Source organism: Micrococcus sp. 116, assembly GCF_902506395.1.
GTDB classification, from domain to species: domain Bacteria; phylum Actinomycetota; class Actinomycetes; order Actinomycetales; family Micrococcaceae; genus Micrococcus; species Micrococcus luteus.
In genome coordinates this window covers 689,909-711,172 of record NZ_LR732370.1, presented here as the reverse complement: position 1 = coordinate 711,172, position 21,264 = coordinate 689,909, and the positions used below count along the sequence as shown (strand labels likewise).

24 protein-coding genes and 1 tRNA gene are annotated in these 21,264 nt (G+C 74.0%); 6 read left to right on the top strand and 19 right to left on the bottom strand.

Annotated elements, in window-relative coordinates:
• Positions 1–7 precede the first annotated feature (7 nt).
• The 7 genes from CITRIK5_RS03335 to CITRIK5_RS03305 form a co-directional block, all read right to left on the bottom strand.
• Entirely contained in the window at positions 8–667 is a 660-nt protein-coding gene (locus tag CITRIK5_RS03335) for an integrase core domain-containing protein (protein ID WP_159833083.1), read from the bottom strand.
• A gap of 97 nt (positions 668–764) precedes the next feature.
• The gene (locus CITRIK5_RS12415; protein ID WP_159833081.1) at positions 765–959 is read right to left on the bottom strand and encodes an AAA family ATPase; all 195 of its coding nucleotides are present in this window, start codon (positions 957–959) and stop codon (positions 765–767) included.
• A 94-nt stretch (positions 960–1,053) separates the two neighbouring features.
• Entirely contained in the window at positions 1,054–1,404 is a 351-nt protein-coding gene (locus CITRIK5_RS03325) for an AzlD domain-containing protein (RefSeq protein ID WP_159833079.1), read from the bottom strand.
• On the bottom strand, positions 1,401–2,228 hold the full coding sequence (locus tag CITRIK5_RS03320; protein ID WP_236557135.1) for an AzlC family ABC transporter permease: 828 nt from the start codon (positions 2,226–2,228) through the stop codon (positions 1,401–1,403). The genes CITRIK5_RS03325 and CITRIK5_RS03320 overlap by 4 nt, the downstream gene beginning before the upstream one ends.
• 86 nt (positions 2,229–2,314) lie before the next feature.
• A tRNA-Val gene (locus tag CITRIK5_RS03315) sits at positions 2,315–2,388 on the bottom strand.
• Between the two features lie 15 nt (positions 2,389–2,403).
• Positions 2,404–2,910: a redoxin domain-containing protein gene (locus CITRIK5_RS03310; RefSeq protein WP_159833075.1), complete on the bottom strand. Its 507-nt coding sequence runs from the start codon at positions 2,908–2,910 to the stop codon at positions 2,404–2,406.
• Positions 2,903–3,334 (bottom strand): DUF3052 domain-containing protein, encoded by a 432-nt coding sequence (locus CITRIK5_RS03305; protein ID WP_036340159.1) that lies wholly within the window; start codon positions 3,332–3,334, stop codon positions 2,903–2,905. Before CITRIK5_RS03305 ends, CITRIK5_RS03310 begins: the two co-directional genes overlap by 8 nt.
• A gap of 254 nt (positions 3,335–3,588) precedes the next feature.
• On the opposite strand from CITRIK5_RS03305, the gene aceE reads away from it, so the two are divergent.
• The 6 genes from aceE to fabF all read left to right on the top strand — a co-directional run bounded on the left by aceE (position 3,589) and on the right by fabF (position 11,506).
• Positions 3,589–6,339: a pyruvate dehydrogenase (acetyl-transferring), homodimeric type gene (gene aceE, locus CITRIK5_RS03300; protein ID WP_159833073.1), complete on the top strand. Its 2,751-nt coding sequence runs from the start codon at positions 3,589–3,591 to the stop codon at positions 6,337–6,339.
• A 124-nt stretch (positions 6,340–6,463) separates the two neighbouring features.
• A complete protein-coding gene (locus tag CITRIK5_RS03295; RefSeq protein WP_159833071.1) occupies positions 6,464–7,666 on the top strand; it encodes a CdaR family transcriptional regulator in 1,203 nt (400 codons plus the stop codon).
• A 103-nt stretch (positions 7,667–7,769) separates the two neighbouring features.
• Positions 7,770–8,693 carry an ACP S-malonyltransferase gene (locus CITRIK5_RS03290; RefSeq protein ID WP_036312804.1) on the top strand — a complete coding sequence of 308 codons (924 nt, stop codon included), beginning with the start codon at positions 7,770–7,772 and terminating at the stop codon, positions 8,691–8,693.
• 32 nt (positions 8,694–8,725) lie between these two features.
• Positions 8,726–9,778 carry a beta-ketoacyl-ACP synthase III gene (locus CITRIK5_RS03285; protein ID WP_100059032.1) on the top strand — a complete coding sequence of 351 codons (1,053 nt, stop codon included), beginning with the start codon at positions 8,726–8,728 and terminating at the stop codon, positions 9,776–9,778.
• Between the two features lie 61 nt (positions 9,779–9,839).
• Positions 9,840–10,085: an acyl carrier protein gene (locus CITRIK5_RS03280; protein WP_010078906.1), complete on the top strand. Its 246-nt coding sequence runs from the start codon at positions 9,840–9,842 to the stop codon at positions 10,083–10,085.
• Positions 10,086–10,261: 176 nt separating this feature from the next.
• Positions 10,262–11,506, top strand: coding sequence for a beta-ketoacyl-ACP synthase II (fabF, locus tag CITRIK5_RS03275; protein WP_159833069.1), 1,245 nt, complete (start codon positions 10,262–10,264; stop codon positions 11,504–11,506).
• A 28-nt stretch (positions 11,507–11,534) separates the two neighbouring features.
• On the opposite strand, the gene CITRIK5_RS03270 is transcribed toward fabF, so the two are convergent.
• The 12 genes from CITRIK5_RS03270 to rimM form a co-directional block, all read right to left on the bottom strand.
• Positions 11,535–12,038 carry a DUF3145 domain-containing protein gene (locus tag CITRIK5_RS03270; protein WP_036340144.1) on the bottom strand — a complete coding sequence of 168 codons (504 nt, stop codon included), beginning with the start codon at positions 12,036–12,038 and terminating at the stop codon, positions 11,535–11,537.
• Positions 12,039–12,208: 170 nt separating this feature from the next.
• Positions 12,209–13,249, bottom strand: a complete 1,041-nt coding sequence (locus CITRIK5_RS03265) for a tyrosine recombinase XerC (RefSeq protein ID WP_036312815.1) — start codon at positions 13,247–13,249, stop codon at positions 12,209–12,211.
• A 57-nt stretch (positions 13,250–13,306) separates the two neighbouring features.
• Complete coding sequence (locus tag CITRIK5_RS03260) at positions 13,307–14,575, bottom strand: DNA-processing protein DprA (protein ID WP_236557134.1); 1,269 nt, start codon at positions 14,573–14,575, stop codon at positions 13,307–13,309.
• Positions 14,572–16,176: a YifB family Mg chelatase-like AAA ATPase gene (locus CITRIK5_RS03255; protein ID WP_101965521.1), complete on the bottom strand. Its 1,605-nt coding sequence runs from the start codon at positions 16,174–16,176 to the stop codon at positions 14,572–14,574. Before CITRIK5_RS03255 ends, CITRIK5_RS03260 begins: the two co-directional genes overlap by 4 nt.
• Positions 16,173–16,592 carry a YraN family protein gene (locus CITRIK5_RS03250; RefSeq protein WP_002853815.1) on the bottom strand — a complete coding sequence of 140 codons (420 nt, stop codon included), beginning with the start codon at positions 16,590–16,592 and terminating at the stop codon, positions 16,173–16,175. Before CITRIK5_RS03250 ends, CITRIK5_RS03255 begins: the two co-directional genes overlap by 4 nt.
• 134 nt (positions 16,593–16,726) lie before the next feature.
• Positions 16,727–17,050, bottom strand: coding sequence for a DUF2469 domain-containing protein (locus tag CITRIK5_RS03245; protein ID WP_002853817.1), 324 nt, complete (start codon positions 17,048–17,050; stop codon positions 16,727–16,729).
• Positions 17,051–17,166: 116 nt separating this feature from the next.
• Positions 17,167–17,919, bottom strand: coding sequence for a ribonuclease HII (locus CITRIK5_RS03240; RefSeq protein WP_134376869.1), 753 nt, complete (start codon positions 17,917–17,919; stop codon positions 17,167–17,169).
• A complete protein-coding gene (gene lepB / locus CITRIK5_RS03235; RefSeq protein ID WP_127435682.1) occupies positions 17,916–18,515 on the bottom strand; it encodes a signal peptidase I in 600 nt (199 codons plus the stop codon). Before lepB (CITRIK5_RS03235) ends, CITRIK5_RS03240 begins: the two co-directional genes overlap by 4 nt.
• Entirely contained in the window at positions 18,512–19,255 is a 744-nt protein-coding gene (lepB, locus tag CITRIK5_RS03230) for a signal peptidase I (RefSeq protein WP_134376871.1), read from the bottom strand. Before lepB (CITRIK5_RS03230) ends, lepB (CITRIK5_RS03235) begins: the two co-directional genes overlap by 4 nt.
• 36 nt (positions 19,256–19,291) lie before the next feature.
• Positions 19,292–19,645 (bottom strand): 50S ribosomal protein L19, encoded by a 354-nt coding sequence (rplS, locus tag CITRIK5_RS03225; protein WP_036340124.1) that lies wholly within the window; start codon positions 19,643–19,645, stop codon positions 19,292–19,294.
• Between the two features lie 248 nt (positions 19,646–19,893).
• A complete protein-coding gene (trmD, locus tag CITRIK5_RS03220) occupies positions 19,894–20,640 on the bottom strand; it encodes a tRNA (guanosine(37)-N1)-methyltransferase TrmD (protein ID WP_101965523.1) in 747 nt (248 codons plus the stop codon).
• Between the two features lie 3 nt (positions 20,641–20,643).
• Complete coding sequence (gene rimM / locus CITRIK5_RS03215) at positions 20,644–21,231, bottom strand: ribosome maturation factor RimM (RefSeq protein WP_101965524.1); 588 nt, start codon at positions 21,229–21,231, stop codon at positions 20,644–20,646.
• Positions 21,232–21,264: the final 33 nt, after the last annotated feature.

The following is a 21,264-nucleotide window of genomic DNA, read 5'->3' as shown; positions in this document are numbered from 1 at the left end:
CAGGTCGCTAGCTGTAGGAGGGCATGACGTTGTTGACTCGGGCCGGGGCCAACGAGGCCGGCGGGGCGTTCCCGCAGGAGGTATGAGGCCGATGGTAGTTGTAGTGGTTCACCCACACGGCCAGCGCCTCACGCCGAGCTGTCTCTGAGGTATACGGGCGGGCGTAGAGGACCTCATCGACCATCAGCCGGTTGTACCTCTCCACCTTCCCGTTATGGCGCGGGGTGTAGGGCCGGATCCGGTGATGCCGGCCCCCGAGCGAGACCACCTTGGCGGTGAAGTCCGCAGCCCGGTAGTTGTTTCCGTTGTCCGTGATCACCCGGTCCACGGTGATGCCGTGGGCGGCGAAGAACGCCCTCGCCCGGCAGTAGAAGCTCACGGTCGTGGCCGCCCGCTCGTCCTCCAACGCCTCGGTGTACGCCAGGCGGGTGAACCCGTCGATCGCCGAGTGCAGATAGGTGTGGGCAGGTGAACGGCGCGGACGGCTGGGCCGGTCGAGCAGCCCGGCCTCGCCCTCGGCGCGGTAGCGGGCCACCCAGGTGGCCACCGTGGGCCGGCTCACCCGGAACTCGGCGGCCACGTGCGCCTGCGGGATCCCGTCGTGCAGGTGGCGGTGGACCATCCTGAGACGGCCAGTGGGGGTCAGGGGTGCGTTAGCGTGAGTCATGAGCGGGTCTCTTCTGGCAGGTGGGTTGTTGAGGAACTTCCATCCTGCGGCAGGGGCCCGCTCGTCTCATCTCAGCCCGTACCCCGTGGCAAGAACCTCATGACCCACAACAGCTAGCACGGCTGTATCCATACTGGTTTCCATAACCCGTATAGAACATCCTGATCGCATTCAAAATATTCGTCTTTCCCGTACTGTTCGGGCCGACGATGGTGGCACTCAAGGGGAGATCAATAATCTGGTCTTCACCAATCGTCCTATAGTTTCTTATCCTCAGGCTCTTTAGTCGCAACGCACACTCCTTGGAAAACCAGCGGGCTTCAACTCCTGGCAAAGGGACCGAAATACACAGAAGCCACTGTGACGATCATTACGACGGAGTGTAATCAGGCTACGGCCAGGTTGACCAACAGCACGTAGGCCAGCGTGCCGGCCGCGATCGAGACCAGGGTCCGCCGCCCGGCCAGCAGATGCACGACGACTGTCACCGCCGCCGCGATCACCGCGTGGGCCACCCGCACCCCGTCCACGGGCTCTCCGGGGGCCAGCGCCGCGGCGTCGAGCAGCATCACCAGGGCCAGGATGGTCAGCACGCCGGCGGGCATCCACACCGCCAGCCGCGCGGCGAGCACGGACTCCCGCAACGGCTGCAGCAGGGCGAACGGCAACGCGCGCAGGCAGAAGGTCACGAGGCCCGCGACGACGGCCGCGGCCACCAGGTACGCGGCGCCGGTCATCGGGGGTCCTCCCCGGCGCCGGGCTCGGCATCCGTGCCGGCCCGCTCCCCCGTCGCGGCGACGACGGGCACCGGTCCGGTGACGGGCACGGGCTCGGGCAGCGGCAGGGCGGTCCCGCGTGCGGCGAGCACGTGGAACGCGATCAGCACCGCGGCGTAGAGGGCGAAGGCGACGACGAGCACCTGCGCCGGCGCCAGCAGCAGGGCCACCCCGACGGCGACCGCGGCCGCCAGCACGAGGGGCAGCTGGGCCCGCGTGCGGGCGGCGTCCATGGCGAGCACGATGAAGAGGGCGACGAGCGCGAACTCCAGGCCCTCCACCGGTCCGGGCAGCAGCCAGGCCACGGCCACCCCGGCGAGGCCCCCGAGCACCCAGTACGCATGCAGCGCGACCTGCATGGCGACCAGTCGGGGGCCGGTCCAGCCGCGGGGCTGGGCGGCGGCGATGGCGTAGGCCTCGTCGATCAGGGCGCCCATCGAGTAGATCCGCGCGAAGCGCCCCCGGACCACGCGCAGCGGGAAGCTGAACGCATAGAACACGTGGCGGAAGTTCACCAGGAACACCGTCACGGCGATCGTGAGCAGCGGGGTGCCCGCCACCACCAGCGAGACGAGCAGCAGCTCGACGGACCCGGCGAACACGACCACGGAGAACAGGGGTGCGACCCACGCGGGCAGCCCGGCCTGGACCACGAGCATCCCGAAGGCCATGCCCAGCGGGAACAGGCCGAGGCCGGCGCCCAGCGTCACGGCGACGCCGGAGCGCGCCTCGGCCCACCGCGAGGGCGTAACGGGGGCGCGCAAGGACTCTGTCGAGGAGCTCATGATGGTGAGCATGGTCTCACACGCGCTCGGCGGGCCAGCGACATGACGGGGCGGGGTGTCACGCCATGTCATGGCCGCGCGATCGGTGCACCCGGAGGGACTCGAACCCCCGACCCTCTCGGTGTAAACGAGATGCTCTGACCAACTGAGCTACAGGTGCCGGTGTCCGTCCAGGCTACCGGTGAGCGAGCAGGTCGCGCGTCGCCGCCTCGTGCTCGCCCCGGGTGCGTGCCTGTCCCGGGGCGGCGACCACGCGCGCGACCTCGACCCCGTCCGCGTCGAGCAGCACGGAGACGCGGCGGGGCCGCCCGGTCTCCACGTCGAAGACGTCGAGGGCACGGCAGGCCGCGCCGTGGGGCCAGAAATCGGAGAGCAGGGTGAGCGGCTCCGGCAGTGCCAGCTCCTCGCGGACGCGGCGCAGCACGGGGGCGGCATCACACGAGACCACGCGGACAGCCACATCGTCGACCGCCACGTCCTCGGCGAGCGCCCCGATCCAGCCGAGCTCGTCCGTGCACACCGGCGTGAACGCCCCGGGCAGGAAGACGAGCCACGTGCCCCGCGGCCCGGCGGCGTCCTGGGGCCCGCGCGTCGGCGGCCACGGCCACGTCTGGCCGTGGTCGTCGCGCAGCGCGGGGACGACGTCGGCGCCCCGCGTCCCGCCGGACGGGGGCTCAGCCACCGCGCTTCTGGACGAGCTTCTGAGCGGCCCAGTCCTCGGAGGCACCGGCCCCGGTGGTGGCGTGCAGGCCCGCGGTGGAGGCGGCCTCGGCGACGTCCGCCGGGCTGACGTGGCCGGGGCGCCCCTTGCGGGGGGTCATGATCCAGACGGGGCCGGCATCGAGGGAGCGCTGGGCGTCCACGAGGGCGTCCGCGAGATCCATGACGTCGCCGTCGTCCGCGCGCCACCAGAAGAGGACCGCGTCCGCCGGCTCCTGGTCGTCCTCGGTCAGCAGCTCCTCGCCGAGCGCGTCCTCGAGCGCGTCGCGGAAGGTGACGTCGACGTCGTCGTCGTACCCCCACTCCTGCACCAGGTCGCCCCTCGAGAGGGCGAGCTCCGCCAGCAGGGCGCTGTCCGTCGAGGTCGGCGTCGACCCAGCCTGCATAGTGTCCGGTCCTCCTTGATGGTGGCGGGCACTGCGGCCCGCGCCGTCGAGCGGGTGATGATGACCACCATACGCCGTGGACGCCGCCGTTCCGGGGCCTCCGGCCGGGCGGACGCGGCGGCTCCGGTCTACTCTGGGGAGGAACAGACGCACTCTCCGGGCGACGCGCCCGGCTCGGCGTCGCGGGCCCGGACCGGATCGTCTGCCCGCAGCCCACCGCGGAGCACCCCTCCGCACGAGAACCAGGAGGCACCGTGAGCGCAGCCGAAGAGAGCTCGCAGATCCGCAGCGGTCTGACCGACCAGCTCCCGGACAAGGATCCCCAGGAGACGTCGGAGTGGATCGAGTCCCTCGACGGACTCATCGAGGAGCGCGGCACGGAGCGGGCGCAGTACATCATGCGCTCCCTCATGCAGCGCGCGAGCGCCCAGTCCGTCGCCCTGCCCTACGTGACCACCACGGACTACGTGAACACGATCCCGGCGGACCAGGAGCCGGAGTACCCGGGCGACGAGGAGCTCGAGCGCCGCTACCGCAACTACCTGCGGTGGAACGCCATGGCCCTCGTGCAGCGCGCCCAGCGCGACGGCGTCGGCGTCGGCGGTCACATCTCCTCCTACGCAGGCCAGGCGACCCTCTACGAGGTGGGCCTGAACCACTTCTTCCGCGGCCAGGACCACCCGGGCGGCGGCGACCACATCTTCTTCCAGGGCCACTCCTCGCCGGGCAACTACGCCCGAGCCTTCCTCGAGGGCCGCCTGACCGAGGAGGACCTCGACGGCTTCCGCCAGGAGAAGTCCCGCCAGGGCCACGGCCTGCCCTCCTACCCGCACCCGCGGATGATGCCGCACTTCTGGCAGTACCCCACCGTGTCCATGGGCCTGGGGCCGATGAACGCCATCTTCCAGGCGCAGACCAACCGGTACCTGCACAACAACGGCATCAAGGACACCTCCGACCAGCACGTGTGGGCCTTCCTCGGCGACGGCGAGATGGACGAACCGGAGTCGCGCGGCCAGCTGCACATCGCGGCCAACGACAAGCTCGACAACCTCACCTTCGTCATCAACTGCAACCTGCAGCGTCTCGACGGGCCGGTGCGCGGCAACGGCAAGATCGTCCAGGAGCTGGAGTCCTACTTCCGGGGCGCCGGCTGGAACGTCATCAAGGTCCTGTGGGGCCGCGAGTGGGATCCGCTGCTCGAGGCCGACGACGAGGGCGAGCTCGTGCGCATCATGAACGAGACGCTCGACGGCGACTACCAGACCTACAAGGCCGAGTCCGGCGGCTTCGTGCGCGACCACTTCTTCGGCCGGTCCTCCGTCACCAAGGAGATGGTGGCGGACATGACCGACGACGAGATCTGGGGCCTCAAGCGCGGCGGCCACGACTACAAGAAGGTCTACGCCGCCTACAAGGCCGCCATGGAGCACAAGGGCCAGCCCACCGTCATCCTGGCCCACACCATCAAGGGCTACGGCCTGGGCAAGTCCTTCGAGGGCCGCAACGCCACCCACCAGATGAAGAAGCTGACGGTGGACGACCTCAAGGTGTTCCGGGACCGCCACCGCATCCCGATCTCGGACGAGCAGATCGAGAAGGACCCGTACGACATCCCGTACTACCACCCGGGTGCCGACGCCCCGGAGATCAGGTACATGATGGAGCGGCGCAAGGAGCTGGGCGGCTTCGTGCCGGAGCGGCGCAGCGACTACCACGCGATCCCGCTGCCCCCGGAGTCCGCGTACAAGCAGGCCCGCAAGGGATCGGGCAAGCAGCAGGCCGCCACGACCATGGCGTTCGTGCGCCTGCTCAAGGACCTGATGCGGGACAAGAACATGGGACCGCGCTTCGTGCCGATCATCCCGGACGAGGCCCGCACCTTCGGCATGGACTCGTTCTTCCCGACCGCGAAGATCTACAACCCCAAGGGCCAGAACTACCTGTCCGTGGACCGGGACCTGTTCCTGTCCTACAAGGAGTCCCCGCAGGGGAAGATCTACCACGTCGGCATCAACGAGGACGGCGCCACCGCGGCGTTCAACGCGATCGGCACGGCGTACTCCACGCACGGCGAGCCGATGATCCCGGTCTACATCTTCTACTCGATGTTCGGCTTCCAGCGGACCGCGGACAACATCTGGGCCGCAGGCGACCAGCTCGCGCGCGGCTTCATGATCGGCGCCACCGCCGGGCGCACCACCCTCGCCGGCGAGGGCACCCAGCACATGGACGGTCACTCCCCCGTCCTGGCGTCCACGAATCCGGCCGTGAAGCACTACGACCCGGCGTACTCGTACGAGATCGCCCACATCGTGCGCCAGGGCCTGGAGGACATGTACGGCGATCACGACCGCGGGGACGACGTCCGCAACGTCATCTACTACCTCACGGTGTACAACGAGCCGATCACCCACATCGAGGAGCCCGAGGGCCTCGACGTGGAGGGCCTGCTCAAGGGCATCTACCGTCTCTCCGAGGGCCAGGGCGACGGCCCGAAGGTCCAGCTCCTGGGCTCCGGCGTCTCCGTGCCGTGGGCGCTCGACGCCCAGCGGATCCTCTCCGAGGAGTGGGGCGTGAACGCCTCCGTGTGGTCGGTGACCTCCTACAACGAGCTGTACCGCGACGCCGTCGCGGCGGAGAAGGACGCCCTGAAGGACCCGTCCGCCACCCCGCGCGTGCCCTACGTGACGCAGGCGCTGCAGGGGGCCGAGGGCCCGATCGTGGCCACCTCGGACTACTCCACCTCGTGGACGAACCAGATCCGCCCGTTCGTGCCGAACCGCTTCTCGGCGCTCGGCGCCGACGAGTTCGGCTTCGCGGACACCCGCGCCGCCGCCCGTCGGTACTTCCTCATCGACACCCACTCGATGGTGGTCCGCGCGCTGCAGCTCCTCGAGGAGGAGGGCGAGGTCGAGCGGGGCACGGCCGCGAAGGCGCACGAGAAGTACCGCCTGGACGACGTCAACGCCGGCACCACCGGCATCGCGGGCGGCGACGCCTGACCCGCACGCCGCGGGGAGGCTGACGCCCTTCCGTCCCGACGCCGGCCGCCCGCCTCCGCCACGGAGGCGGGCGGTCGGCGTCGTCGCTGTAGGAACCCCACAACACGCGCCTAGGATGAAGCGCATGCCCGAGCCCCGCCCCGCCGCCCCTCGCCCCGTGAGCACCGACGGGCTGGCCCGCCTCAGGAGCCACCTGGGGGCCCTGAACACGGCGGTGCTGCAGCGGCTGGACGCCACCCTGCCGTGGTACCGCCGACTCACCCCGGACGAGCGCAGCGCCCTCGGACTCGTGGCCCAGCGTGCCCTGCAGGGCTTCCTCACGTGGTTCGAGCGGCCCACCACCACGGGCCACGTCCTGCAGGACGTCTTCGGGCCCGCGCCCACCGATCTCACCCGGGCGATCTCGCTGCAGCGGGCCCTGCAGCTCATCCGGACGATGGTGGACGTCGTCGAGACGCGGGTGCCCGAGCTGCTGGCCGAGCGCGACCAGGCGCCCGTCCGCGAGCACATCCTCCACTACTCGCGCGAGGTCGCGTTCGCACTCGCAGACGTCTACGCCCGGGCCGCGGAGATGCGCGGCGCGATGGACTCGCGGCTCGAGTCGGTCCTGCTGGACGCGGTGCTGCGCGGGCAGGACCCGGACGAGATCCGGCACCGGGCCACGGCGCTGGGCTGGCATGGGGACCACGACGTGATGGTCATGGCCGGTCTCGCCCCGGGGCAGGACAAGCCCGCGTTCATCCCGGACCTGCGGCGGGCCGCGGCGCGGCTCGACTGCGACCTGCTCGTGGGCGTGCAGTCCGAACGGCTCGTCCTCGTGGTCGGCTCGGTGCGGGACGCGCGGGCGGTGGGCGAGGCGCTCGCGCGCTGGTTCGCGCCGGGACCGGTGATCGTGGGACCCGTCGTGGACTCGCTGATCTCGGCGCACGTCTCGGCCCGGCACACCCTCGCCGGGCTCAGCGCGGCGGCCGCCCATCCCCGGGCGTGCCGGCCCACCCCGGCGGAGGACCTGCTGCCCGAGCGGGCGCTGCTGGGCGACCCCACGGCCCGGGAAGCCCTCGTGGACGGGGTGTTCACGCCCCTGGCCGACGCCGGCACCTCCCTGCTGGAGACCGTGGACGCGTACGGCGCGCTGGGCCACTCGCTCGAGGGCACGGCCCGCGAGCTGTTCGTCCACGCGAACACGGTGCGGTACCGCCTCAAGCGGGTGGCCGAGGTGACCGGCTGGGACCCGCTGGTCCCCCGCGACGCGTACGTCCTGCAGACCGCGATCACCCTGGGCCGGCTCGCGGGGGCGCGGCCGACGACCGGGACAGGCTCGGACTGAGCCGGGGCGGCGCCCCCCACTTGTAGAAACCCTCCAAACCGACTCGCCGTGCTTCGTGGCGCGATCTGTCCGGGATGGCGGCCGATCCTGACACGATGGAGGAATGCTTGCCATCGTGTGCCCCGGACAGGGGTCCCAGACGCCCGGCTTCCTCGCCCCCTGGCTCGAGCTGGACGGGACCCGCGACCTGCTCGCGTCCCTCTCCGACGCCGCGGGCGTGGACCTGATCCGCCACGGCACCGAGTCGGACGAGGAGACCATCAAGGACACCGCCGTCGCCCAGCCGCTGATCGTGGCGGCCGGCCTGGTGGCCGCCGCGGCCCTCGAGGCGGACGCCGCCGCACCGAAGTCGACCGTCGTGGCCGGCCACTCCGTGGGCGAGGTCACCGCGGCCGCCGTCACCGGCGTGCTGTCCCCCGCCGAGGCCCTCTCCCTGGTGCGCGTGCGCGCCACCGGCATGGCCCGGGCCGCCGCGGCCACGCCCACGGGCATGGCCGCCGTCGTGGGCGGGGACCAGGACGAGGTCCTCGCGGCCATCGACGCGGCGGGCCTGGCGCCCGCCAATGTCAACGGCGCCGGCCAGATCGTCGCCGCCGGCACCGCGGAGGCCCTCGGCGCGCTCGCCGAGTCCGCCCCCGCCCGCGCCCGCGTGATCCCGCTCAAGGTGGCCGGCGCGTTCCACACGGAGCACATGCGCCCCGCCGTGGACGACCTCGCGGCCCACGTCGCCGGCCTCTCCCCCTCGGACCCGCGCCTGCCCCTGCTGTCCAACCGGGACGGCGAGGCCGTCGAGTCCGGCACGGACGTGCTCGCCCGGATCGTGGACCAGGTCACCCGCCCGGTCCGCTGGGACCTGTGCATGGCGACCATGGCCACGCGGCAGGTCACGGGCGTCCTGGAGCTGCTGCCCGGTGGCACACTGACCGGACTGGCCAAGCGCGGTCTCAAGGGCACCGCGCAGCTCGCCGTGAAGACCCCCGAGGACCTGGACGCCGCGCGGGCGTTCCTGGCCGAGCACTCGGCCTGAACCCCGCGCACCGCCCGGCAGAGAGAAGCACCATGACCGTCACCCTGAAGCAGCACGAGCGCCCCGCGGCCAGCCGCATCGTGGCCGTGGGCGCCTACCGCCCGGCGAATTTGGTCCCCAACGAGGACCTCATCGGCCCCATCGACTCGTCGGACGAGTGGATCCGCCAGCGCACCGGCATCGTCACGCGCCAGCGCGCCACGGCGGAGGAGACCGTGCCCGTCATGGCCGTGGGCGCCGCCCGGGAGGCCCTCGAGCGGGCCGGCCTGCAGGGCTCGGACCTGGACGCCGTGATCGTCTCGACCGTCACCTTCCCGCACGCCACCCCCTCGGCCGCGGCCCTCGTGGCGCACGAGATCGGGGCCACCCCGGCGCCCGCCTACGACGTCTCCGCCGCGTGCGCCGGCTACTGCTACGGCGTGGCCCAGGCCGACGCGCTCGTGCGTTCCGGCACCGCGCGGCACGTACTCGTGGTCGGCGTCGAGCGCCTGTCCGACGTCGTGGACCCCACGGACCGCTCCATCTCCTTCCTGCTGGGCGACGGCGCGGGCGCCGTGATCGTGTCGGCCTCGGACGAGCCGGGCATCGCCCCCTCGGTGTGGGGTTCGGACGGGGAGCGCTGGTCCACGATCTCCATGACGCACTCGCAGCTGGAGCTGCGCGATGCCGTGGAGCACGCCCGCACCACGGGCGACGCCTCGGCGATCACCGGCGCGGAGGGGATGCTCTGGCCCACGCTGCGCCAGGACGGGCCCTCCGTCTTCCGCTGGGCCGTGTGGTCGATGGCGAAGGTGGCCCGCGAGGCCCTCGACGCCGCGGGCGTGGAGCCCGAGGACCTCGCCGCGTTCATCCCGCACCAGGCCAACATGCGGATCATCGACGAGTTCGCCAAGCAGCTGAAGCTGCCGGAGTCCGTCGTCGTGGCCCGGGACATCGCGGACGCCGGCAACACGTCGGCCGCGTCCATCCCGCTGGCCATGCACCGTCTGCTGGAGGAGAACCCCGAGCTCTCCGGCGGCCTGGCCCTGCAGATCGGCTTCGGCGCCGGGCTGGTCTACGGCGCCCAGGTGGTCCGTCTCCCCTGAGGCGGCGCCGTCTGATTCACTGTCCACGTACACCCCACACCCCTACCGAAGGAGACGCCCCATGGCTTCCAAGGAAGAGATCCTCGCCGGCCTCGCCGAGATCGTGAACGAGGAGACCGGTCTCGACACCGCCGAGGTGCAGCCGGAGAAGTCCTTCACGGACGATCTGGACATCGACTCGATCTCGATGATGACCATCGTGGTCAACGCCGAGGACAAGTTCGGCGTGAAGATCCCGGACGAGGAGGTCAAGAACCTCAAGACCGTCCAGGACGCCGTCGACTTCATCGACGGCGCCCAGGCCTGATCGGCCCACGACGGCGGCGGGCCCGGCCCGCCCCGTCCCCTCGGTGAGCGCCGGGGGCGCGTGAGCGCCCCCGGCCCCCGACACCCTCGACTTCCGGCACCCCGGCGAGCGCCGCGCATCGTGCCGACGACACCCCTCCGCCCGATCCCCACTCGAGACCCAGAGGCAGCAGACCCATGACCCGCACCGCAGTGATCACCGGCCTCGGCGCCACCACGCCCATCGGCGGCGACGTGCCCACCTTCTGGTCCCACGCCCTGCAGGGCGTCTCCGGTGCGCGCACCATGGAACACGACTGGGTGGAGAAGTACGAGCTGCCCGTCACCTTCGCGGCCGAGCTGGCCGTGCCCACCTCCGAGGTCCTCTCCAAGGTGGAGCAGAAACGCCAGGACCCGGCCACCCAGATGGCGACCGTCGCCGCGCGCGAGGCCTGGAAGGACGCCGGCCTCGAGGGCGCGGAGGTCGACGGCGACCGGCTCGCGGTGGCCTTCGGCACCGGCATCGGCGGCGTGTGGACCCTCCTGGACGGCTGGGACACCCTGCGCGAGCGCGGCCCGCGCCGCGTGCTGCCCATGACCGTCCCGATGCTCATGCCCAACGGCGCCGCCGGCGCGCTCTCCCTCAAGTTCGGCGCCCGTGCCGGCGCCCGCACGGTGGTGTCCGCGTGCGCCGCCGGCACCGAGGCGCTCGAGACCGCGCTGCTGCTCGTCCGCTCCGGCCAGGCCGACGTCGTGATCTGCGGCGCCGCCGAGGCCGCCGTGCACCCGCTGCCGATGGCCGCGTTCGCCGCGATGCAGGCGCTGTCCAAGCGCAACGACGACCCACAGGCCGCGTCCCGCCCCTACGACGTGGACCGCGACGGCTTCGTCCTCGGTGAGGGCGCCGGCGTCATGGTGATCGAGTCGGAGGAGCACGCGAAGGCCCGCGGCGCGCGCGTGTACGCCGAGCTGGCCGGCGCGGGCGTCAGCTCCGACTCCCACCACATCACCGCGCCCGAGCCCGAGGGCCTGGGCGCGACCCGTGCGATGCGCGCCGCCCTGAGGTCGGCCGACATCACCCCCGAGGACGTGTGCCACGTGAACGCCCACGCGACGTCCACACCCAAGGGCGACGCCCCGGAGTACCTGGCCATGCGGGCCGTGTTCGGCGACCACCTGGACCAGGTGCAGGTCTCGGCCACGAAGTCCCAGACCGGCCACCTGCTGGGCGCCTCAGGCGCGATCGAGTCGATCCTGTCCGTGCTCGCCGTGCACCACGGCCAGGCGCCCGTGACCATCAACCTGGACCACCAGGACCCGGAGATCCCGCTGAACGTGGTCACCGGCTCCCCCGCCCGCCTGCCCGAGGGGCCGCGCGTGGCCGTGAAGAACTCGTTCGGGTTCGGCGGCCACAACGCGGTGGCCGTGTTCCGCAGCGTCTGAGCCGGAGCGCCGCCGGCCGGGCGAAGGCTCAGACAGCGCGGTGCAGCCAGCGCACGTTGGCGTGGGCGGCGGCCAGCCGGAACGGCTCGAGCTCATCGTCCCAGGCCTCGCCGAGCGCGAGGGAGAGTTCGTGCATCAGCACGCTGGGGTCGCCCGCACCGGCCTCGTAGGCGTACCGGATGCGGTCCTCGGAGACCATGATGTTGCCGGAGACGTCCGTGGTGGCGTGGAAGATGCCGAGGTCCGGGGTGTGGGACCAGCGCGAGCCGTCGACCCCGGCGGACGGCTCCTCCGTGATCTCGAAGCGCAGGTGCGGCCAGCCACGCAGGGCGGAGGCCAGACGCGCGCCGGTGCCGGCGGGCGCCGTCCAGTGCACCTCGGCGCGGTGCTGGCCGGGCGCGACCGGCTGACCCTCCCACTCCACCGAGGTCGCGGGGCCGAGCACGGAGCTCAGCGCCCACTCCACGTGGGGGCAGAGGGCGGTGGGGGCGGAGAGGATGTGGACCACGCCGCGGGTATGGGTGCTGGTCATGGATGCCTCCGAGGGTGCGATGCGGTGCGTCTTCCCCTACGACCACGTCGCGGCTCCGGTGGATCCTGGGGCCATTGTGCACCAGGGATGCTGGGCCGGCAACGAGGCGGCGCGGCGCCCTGCGTGTCGTGGCGGCGGAGGGGACGGGCCGGGGGTGCTCCGGGGAGGCGTCAGGCGCGTGGGTGGGCCTGCCGGTAGCCCTCGCGGAGGCGATCGATCGAGACGTGTGTGTAGACCTGCGTGGTGCGCAGGGACGCATGCCCCAGCAGCTCCTGCACGCTGCGCAGGTCGGCGCCGCCGTCGAGGAGGTGGGTCGCGGCCGTGTGGCGCAGCGCGTGCGGCCCGCGCGCCGCGGTGTCCCCCAGGCCCTCGAGTGCCCGGTCGACGACGGTGCGCGCCTGGCGCACCCCCAGCCGGCCGCCGCGCGCGCCGAGGAAGAGGGCGGGGCCGGAGTCCGGCCGGGCCAGGCGGGGGCGACCGAGCCGCTGCCACTCCTGGAGGGCGCGGCCCGCGGGTGCGCCGTAGGGGACGGTGCGCTGCCGGTCTCCCTTGCCGGTCAGCCGGACGACGCCGCGGCCGGCCTCGAGGTCGTCCACGTCCAGGGCGGAGAGTTCGGCCACCCGGGCGCCGGTGGCGTAGAGCAGCTCGAGCAGGGCGGCGTCCCGCAGGGCCAGCGCGTGGGCGGCGGGGTCGTCGCCCGCGGCGGCGGCGTCCACACGCTCCTGGGCAGCCGCGAGGAGCCGGGTCGCCTGCTGCTCCTGGAGCACGTGGGGCAGCGTCCCCTCGGGTCGGGGCGAGCGCAGCCGCAGGGCGGGGTCGTCCGAGCGCAGGCCCTCCCGGCGCAGCCAGGCCGTGAAGGTGCGGACGGCGGCCACCCGGCGGGCCAGGGTCGCGCGGGCGAGGCCGGCCCCGCTCATGGCCGCCAACCAGCCACGCAGGTCCTCGATGTCCAGCTCGGCGAGGACGTCCGGTGCGCTGGGCACGTGGCGAGCGGGGGCGTCGTCATCCACGGCGGGCGCCGCCGCGGTGCCGGCTGTGCCGGCGACGTGGTCGATGAGGGCGCGCAGATCGGCGAGGTACGCGCGCACGGTCTGGGGGCTGCGGTTCCGCTCGTGGCGCAGGTGCTCCTCGAACGCCTCGAGCCAGGCCGTGTCCCGGGGCGAGGGGGCGCGCGGGACCGGGACGGGACGGACGGAGGACGACGGGGTCATCCCCCCACTCTGCCATCCGCCCCAGGGCGGCGCCGCCCGGGAGCACGCGGCCGGAGGTCATCCCCGCCGCCACCGGTCCTCGACCCGTTCGGCCAGGCCCGCCCGCTGCAGCCGGGACAGGCACGCCAGGACGGTGGGCAGCGCGAGCCCGGCGCTGACGGTGATCCGGTCGACGGGCACCGCCTGGCGCAGGGGCAGCGCCTCGTGGACGAGGGCCTCCTCCATCGTGAGCCCGTCGGTGGGCCGCGCGGCGGACTCGGGAGCTGCCCGGGTGGAGATCCTCCCGCCCGCGCCGCCGCTCCGGGCGGGCCCCTGGCCGAGCAGGGCGAGGGCCTCCTGCTCGGTGGTCACGAGACGGGCGGGGCTCTCCTGCAGCAGACGGTGGCAACCGGCGGAGCTGGGCGAGGTCACGGGGCCGGGGACCACGCCCACCTCGCGGCCGAGGCCGAACGCGTGGCCCGCCGTGTTCTGCGCTCCCGACCGCCAGCGCGCCTCGACCACCAGCACGGCCCCCGCGAGCGCGGCGATGACCCGGTTGCGCTGCAGGAACCGGTACCGCGTGGGACTCGCACCGGGCGGCATCTCGGACACGAGCAGCCCGGCGGCCATCACCGCGCGAAGCAGGTCCTCGTGGCCGGCCGGGTAGAACCGGTCGAGGCCGCCGGCCAGCACCGCCACCGTGGGCGGGACGCCGTCGCGATCCGCCGCGTCTTCCGGTGCGGCGGGCGCCTGCAGCGCGGCCCGGTGGGCGGCGCCGTCGATGCCGTACGCACCGCCGGAGATCACGCACGCGCCCTGCTGGACGGCGTGGGCGGCGCAGCGGGCGGTCACGGTCCGTCCGTACGCGGTCGCCTCCCGGCTGCCGACGACGGCGAGCATCCGGTCCGCGGGAGGCAGCGTTCCGGAGCCGCGGAACCACAGGCCCAGGGGCGCCTCCTCGCCCAGGTCCGCCAGGGCGGCGGGCCAGGCGTCGTCCTCGGGGATCAGCAGGCCTCCCCCGAGCCGGTGCAGAGTCACGAGGTCACGCTCCGGCTCCAGCCGGGCGGCCCGGGGCGCCCAGCGGGCCAGCCCCGCGGCCCAGCGCCGGGGCAGCGTGTCGGGCGCGCCGGCGCGATCGGCGAGCAGATCGCGCTCGGCGGGCTGGATCGTCTCCCGGCCCGTGAGCAGGGCGAGCGCCCGCTCCGGCCCCAGCGCCGTGACGGTCTGCACCGCGAGCGCGTCCCCGGGCTCGACCAGCCGGGTCAGGGCGGCGCGGGCGAGCCGGGCGGCGTCCGGCCGGCGCGGCCCGGCGACGTGGTCTGCCGCCGGGGTGACGTAGGTGGTCATGCGTCCTCCTCGTTCTGGTGGCGCAGCGTGAGTGCCACGTCGGTGTCCTCGGGTGCGGGCCGTTCGGCGCCGCGCAGGTCTGCCAGGGTCCAGGCGAGGCGCAGGACGCGGGCGTGGCCGCGCGCGCTCAGCAGGCCCTGGTCGACGGCGTCGTCCGCGGGCCGGCGGGCCGCCCGGGGCACGGCGTACGGGCCGTGCCGCAGCACCCCGGCGGGGACGTGCGCGTTGCGGCGCAGCCCGGACGGGGCGAGCCCGCGCTCGGCGGCGGTGGCCCAGCGCCGGGCCTGGCGGTCGGCGGCCGCGGCGACCCGGGCGGCCACCTGCGACGTGGTCTCGGACGCGGGCGCCCCCGTGAGCTGCCGCGCTTCGACGGGCCGCACGGTGACCTGCAGGTCGACGCGGTCCAGCAGCGGCCCGGAGAGCCGCTGGGCGTAGCGGCGGCGTTCGGGCACGCTGCACCGGCACTCGACGCCCGTGCCACCGCCCTTGCCGCACGGGCAGGGGTTGGCGGCCAGCACGAGCTGGAACCGGGCCGGGTAGACGACGGCGCCGAGGGCCCGGTGCAGCAGCACCTCCCCGGACTCGAGGGGCTGGCGCAGCGCCTCGAGGGTGCGCCGTTCGAACTCGGGGGCCTCGTCCAGGAACAGCACGCCGCCGTGGGCGAGGGAGGCCGCTCCCGGCCGGGCGAGGCCGCTGCCGCCGCCCACGAGGGCCGAGCGGGACGCCGAGTGGTGGGGTGCCTCGAACGGCGGGGTCCGGTCGATGTCACCGTCGAACCCCTGGGCCGTCCCGCCCCTGCGCCGGACACGGGCGTCGCCGCCGCGGAGGGAGCGCAGGGCGGCGCACTCGAGCGCGGTGCGTCGGTCCAGGGGAGGCAGGATTCCGGGCAGGCGCTCGGCGAGCATGGTCTTGCCCGCCCCCGGGGCGCCCATGAGCAGCAGGTGGTGGGCGCCGGCGGCTGCGACCTCGAGCGCGAACCGGGCCTCGGCCTGTCCGGCGACCTCGGCGAGGTCGGGCACCGCACGGGCCGGCTCCGGTTCCGGGGCTGTCACCTGCCGTCGGGCCGGGCGGTGGGGCGGCTCTCCGTCCGGTTCCCCGCCGAAGGCGCGGATGACGTCGTGCAGATGGGCGAAGCCGCGGACCTCGGCGCCGGGGACCAGTCGGGCCTCGGCCTCCGCATCCTCGGCGACGACCACCTCGGAGCACCCCGCGTCGACGGCGGCCATCACCATCGCCACGGTCTCCGGCGAGCGGTGCAGGGCGCCGTCGAGGCCGAGCTCGGCCAGGAACACGGGCCCCTCGACGTTCCGCACCCGCCCGTCCGCGGCGTAGGCCGCCAGGACGATCGCCAGGTCGTGGCACGCACCCCGCTTGTGCACCCCCGCCGGCAGCAGGTTCACGGTCAGGTGCCGCCGGGTCAGGGGCAGTCCGGCGTTGCGCGCGGCGGAGCGGATGCGGTCCCGGCTCTCCTGCAGCGCCTGGTCCGGCAGGCCGAGGAGGGTGAACCCGGGCAGGGACTGGGCGATGTCCGCCTCGACGTGCACGACCTCCCCGCGCAGACCCGCCAGCGTGATGGAGCGGGTGCGTCCGATGCCGCTCACGGCCGCACGTCCTGCAGCAGATCGAAGCGGATCCCGCCCGTGCGCGGCACCAGCACGGCGACGGCGTCGACGCGCCAGGGCGTCCCCCGGCGGTCCGCGGCGTGGGCCCGCACCCACGCCGCGGTGAGGCGGTGCAGCCGGGTGAGCTTGCGCCGGTCGATCGACTCGAACGGGTCGCCGAAGGCCAGGCCCGAGCGGGTCTTCACCTCGACGCCCACCCACCAGCCCGCGTGGTGGGCCACGATGTCCAGCTCTCCGGCCTCGCCCCGCCAGTTGCGGTCGGCGATCACGTAGCCGCGCTCGGCGAGCCAGCGCGCGGCGGCGTCCTCGCCGAACCGGCCCAGTGCCGTGTGCGCGCGGCTGGCGCGCCTGTCTCCGGGCGGCTGCGCCCCGATCCGTTCCGCGGTCCCCGTCATCCCGACCACCTCCTGGGCACCAGGGTGGTCCCGGGCGGGGTCGCCGGGTGGGTGGCGGCGGAGATTGTGCGGGGCCGGACGCCTGTGCAGGAGTGGACGTCGGCGTCCCGCCCTCGGGGCCGATCAGGGGTGGGTCAGCTCGGCAGCTGGCCGTCCGGCGGGACCGTCAGGTCCTCGGTGGGCAGCTCCTCGATGTTCACGTCCTTGAAGGTCAGCACCTTCACGCGCTTGATGAACCGCTGCGTGCGGTACACGTCCCACACCCAGGCGTCCTCGAGCAGGATCTCGAAGAACACGTCCCCGTCCGCCTGGCGGGGCGTCAGCCGCACGTCGTTGGCGAGGTAGAAGCGCCGCTCGGTCTCCACGACGTAGCGGAACAGGCCCACCACGTCCCGGTACTCGCGGTAGAGCAGCAGCTCGGCCTCGGCCTCGAAGTCCTCGACGTCGTCTGCGCTCATGACATGCCTCCTCAGTGCTCGCCGCGCACCCGCGACAGTCCGGGCACGCACGGTCTCCATCCTCCCCCGTCCGGGGGTCGCACGTCGAACGGGCGGCCGCGCCCGACCCCAGGGGCTCAGTCGAACAGGGTGGGCGGCGCCTGCGCGGGCGCGCCCGGCAGCCCGAGGTTCCAGCTGCGCCGGTGTTGCCGGCTCGCCCCGCGCTCGGCCAGGGCGGCCCGGTGCGCGGCCGAGCCGTACCCCTTGTTCCCGGCCCACCCGTACCCCGGGTGCGCCGCGTCGAGGGCGATCATGACGTCGTCGCGGGCCACCTTCGCGGCGATCGACGCGGCCGCCACCGTCGCGCACCGGTCCTCGGCCCGCACCAGCATCGTGGGCACGGGCGGCACCGGGCGCGGCGCGGGCACGGGGCCGGCGTCGGGATCGGAGCGGCTCAGCCAGTCGTCCCGGCCGTCGAGCACGAGGGCGACCGGCTCCTGCCCCACCGCGTCGCACAGCGCCGCCCACGCCCGGCGCCCGGCGAGACCGAGGGCCGCCGAGATCCCGAGCGCGTCGATCTCCGCGGGGCCGGCCTCCCCGAGCGCCACCCCGGCCGCCCAGTCCTCGATCTGCGGGACCAGGGCGCGCCGGCGTCGGTCCGTGAGCGCCTTGGAGTCGCGCACCGGAGGGATCTGCCCCGCGGCGGGCAGCCACGCGGCGCACACCCCGACGACGACGGGCCCGGCCAGCGCGCCCCGGCCCACCTCGTCCATGCCCGCCACCAGCACCCGGTCCACTCCCCGCGCGGCGAGGACCGGCGCGGCCAGCCCCGCCTCGACGTCCAGACCGGCGCGCACCGTCGGCCGGCCGCCGCCCCGACGGACGGTCACGTGCGAGCCCCCGGCACGGGCGCGTCCGGCACGGCGGCGAACGCGTCGGGGTCGGCGCCGGCGCCGCCGACCCGGTCCAGCGGCCAGACCACGAACCGGGCGCGGCCCACCACGTCGTCGAGGGCCACGAACCCGCCCCCGGGCCCGGCGCGGTGCGCGCGGGAGTCCGCCGACGCCGAACGATGGTCGCCGAGCACCCACAGCCGCCCCTCGGGGACGGTCACCTCGAACGCCTCCTGCGCGGGCGTCTCCCCCGGCGCGAGGTACGGCTCCTCCACGGGCACCCCGTTCACGCGCAGCGTCTCCTCGCCGGGCGTCCAGGAGACGATGTCCCCCGGCAGCCCGACGGCCCGCTTGATCACGTGGCCGCCCCCGGGCAGCCAGCCCTTCGTGTCTTCGAACACCACCACGTCACCGCGGCGCACCGGGAACGGATCCGGGGTGAGCAGCGTGGCGACCACGCGGTCGCCGGCCCGCAGCCCGGGCTCCATGGACGAGGACGGGATGGCGTACATGCGCGCCAGGAAGGCCCACGCCAGCACGCAGGCGAGTACGGTCACGGCGGCCGCGATCAGCGCGGTGCGGCGCCCCGTCACGGCGTGTCCCCGGAGGGGACGTCCACGGTCCCGCGGCGGGCCAGCGGCCACACGACCTCCGCGACCCGGCCCTCGACCCGCTCGAGCGGGATCAGCCCGCCGCCGGGGGCGCCCAGCAGTGCGCGGGAATCCCGGGAGGCGGCGCGGTGGTCGCCCAGGACGACCATGCGCCCGTCGGGCACCTCGAAGGACCAGGTCCCCGCCGCGGCCGGCTCGTCCGCGGTCACGGGCCTGCCGAGATACGGCTCATCCAGCGGCTCGCCGTTGCGCAGCAGCCGACCGTCCGGGGCACAGCATTCGAGGCGGTCCCCCGGCAGGGCCAGCACGCGCTTGACGAACGCGTCCTCGGCCGCGCCGACACCCCACCACCGGGCGACGTCCTCGAGGCCGCGCTCGAGCGATCCGGCCGAACGGTACGGCGCCAGGCTGCCGGCGCCGTCGAACACCACCACGTCGCCGTGGTGCAGGCCCTGCCCGCCGGCCGCGGCGGCCTCCACCCGCACGCGGTCGCCGGGCTGCAGGGTCGGCTCCATCGACCCGGAGGGGATGAGGTAGACGGGGCCGGTGAGGGCGCGCAGCACCGCGGCCACCACGACGGCGGCCACCACGGTCAGGCCGAGCCACGCCCACCAGCGGCTCGTGCCGGAGGCGGGGGCCGCCGTCGGGCCCGAGGAGGAGCCGGCCCCGGACGCGACGGAGCCCCGTGACCGGCGGGGGTCACGGGGCTCCGAGGTGCGCATGGGTCGATCACCGGTCGGCGGGGCCGACCGGGATGATCACTTGGCGTCGACGCGCTTCTCGCGGATGCGGGCGGCCTTGCCGTGGCGGTCGCGCATGTAGTACAGCTTCGCGCGGCGCACGTCGCCCTTGGTGACGACCTCGATCTTGTCGATGACCGGGGAGTGCACCGGGAACACGCGCTCCACGCCGACACCGAAGGACACCTTGCGGACGCGGAAGGTCTCGCGCACGCCGTAGCCCTGACGGCCCATGACGTAGCCCTGGAACACCTGGACGCGGGCAGTCTTGCCCTCGATGATGTTCACGTGCACCTTGACGGTGTCGCCGGGGGCGAACTCCGGGATGTCGTCGCGCAGCGTCTTCTTGTCGAACGAGTCGAGAATGTGCATGTCGTCTCTCCTGGCGGATGCCACAGGTCAACCGCGTGGTAGGCGGGCGCACGGCCCGTCCACGTCCGCATGACGAGGGGGCCGGGTCCCGAGCCGAGGGCCGGGCTCCGCACGTGGGGTGCGGTCCCGGGGTCCGATCCGTTGACGCGCGCCCCCTGTGGCAGGTCGGGCGTCCGGCGGACACGAGGACCCATTATGCCACAGCCGACGACGTCGCGACGCCCCTCCAGCCCGTCGGGCGTGGCGGGTCAGTCCTCGGAGTCGTACGCCGCCCACAGGTCCGGACGTCGCTCGCGCGTGCGCTCCTCCTGCTGGGCCCGACGCCAGGCCGCGACCTTGCCGTGGTCGCCCGAGAGCAGCACGGGCGGCACCGCACGGCCCCGCCAGTCCGCGGGCTTGGTGTAGACCGGGTACTCCAGCAGGCCGTCCTCGTGGGACTCCTCGACGAGCGAGGCCGGGTTGCCCACGACGCCCGGCACGAGGCGGCCGACGGCCTCGATCATCGCCAGCGCCGCGACCTCGCCGCCGTTGAGCACGTAGTCGCCCAGCGAGACCAGCCGCACCTCGAAGAGCTCCTCGGCCCAGCCGAAGACGCGCTCGTCGATGCCCTCGTAGCGGCCGCACGCGATCGCCACGTGCTCCCGGCCCGCCAGTTCGCGGGCGAGCCGCTGGGTGAAGCGCTCCCCCGAGGGCGTCGGCACGAGCAGCACGGGGCGGTCCCCCGGCCCCGCCGACGCCGGATCGGCGGGGGCCGGCGCCACAGACCCCTGGGCCGCCACGTGCTCGAGCGCGAGTGCCCACGGCTCGGGTTTCATCACCATCCCGGCGCCGCCACCGTAGGGCGTGTCGTCCACGGTGCGGTGCCGGTCGACGGTGAAGTCGCGCAGGTCGTGGACGTGCACGTCCACGAGGCCCTCGCGGCGGGCACGGCCCAGCAGCGAGACGTCGAGGACCGCGAGGTACTCGGGGAAGATCGTGACGACGTCGAAGCGCACTGCTCAGTCCTCCGCATCCGCATCGGCGGGCCCGTCTGCGGCGTCCTCGTCCTCGCCGGTGGCGAGCTCGAGCAGCCCCGGCGGCGGGGTCAGCACGAGCACGCCGGCCTCGGGGTCGATCTCCGGGACGATCTCCTCGACGAAGGGCACCAGGGCCTCCTCCTCGACGCCGTCCAACGCGACGTGCAGCAGGTCCTGGACCGCCCCGGTGGTCAGGGCCGTGACGACGCCGACGCGGTCGCCCTCGACCCGCACCTCGAGGTCCACGAGGTCCTCCTCGTACCACTCGTCGGACTCCTCGGGCGCGGCGGGAACGGCGAACAGCTGGGCGCCGCGCAGGGTCTCGGCGACGTTGCGGTCCAGCGACTCGGCGAAGCCGACCACGAGGATCTGCTTGTTCCACCGGGCCCGGGTGACGGTGAGCTCCGCCGGCAGGCCCGGGGCGCCGTCGCGCACCACGAGTCGCTCGCCGGGGGCGAAGCGGGCGTCCGGGTCGTCGGTGAAGACCTGCACGGTCACCTCGCCGCGGATGCCGTGCGGCTTGCCGATGCGGGCGACGCGGACGAGGTCGTCCTGGGCTGCGGGACTCATGGGCTCTCCTGGGTGGGACGGTCGGTGGCGGGA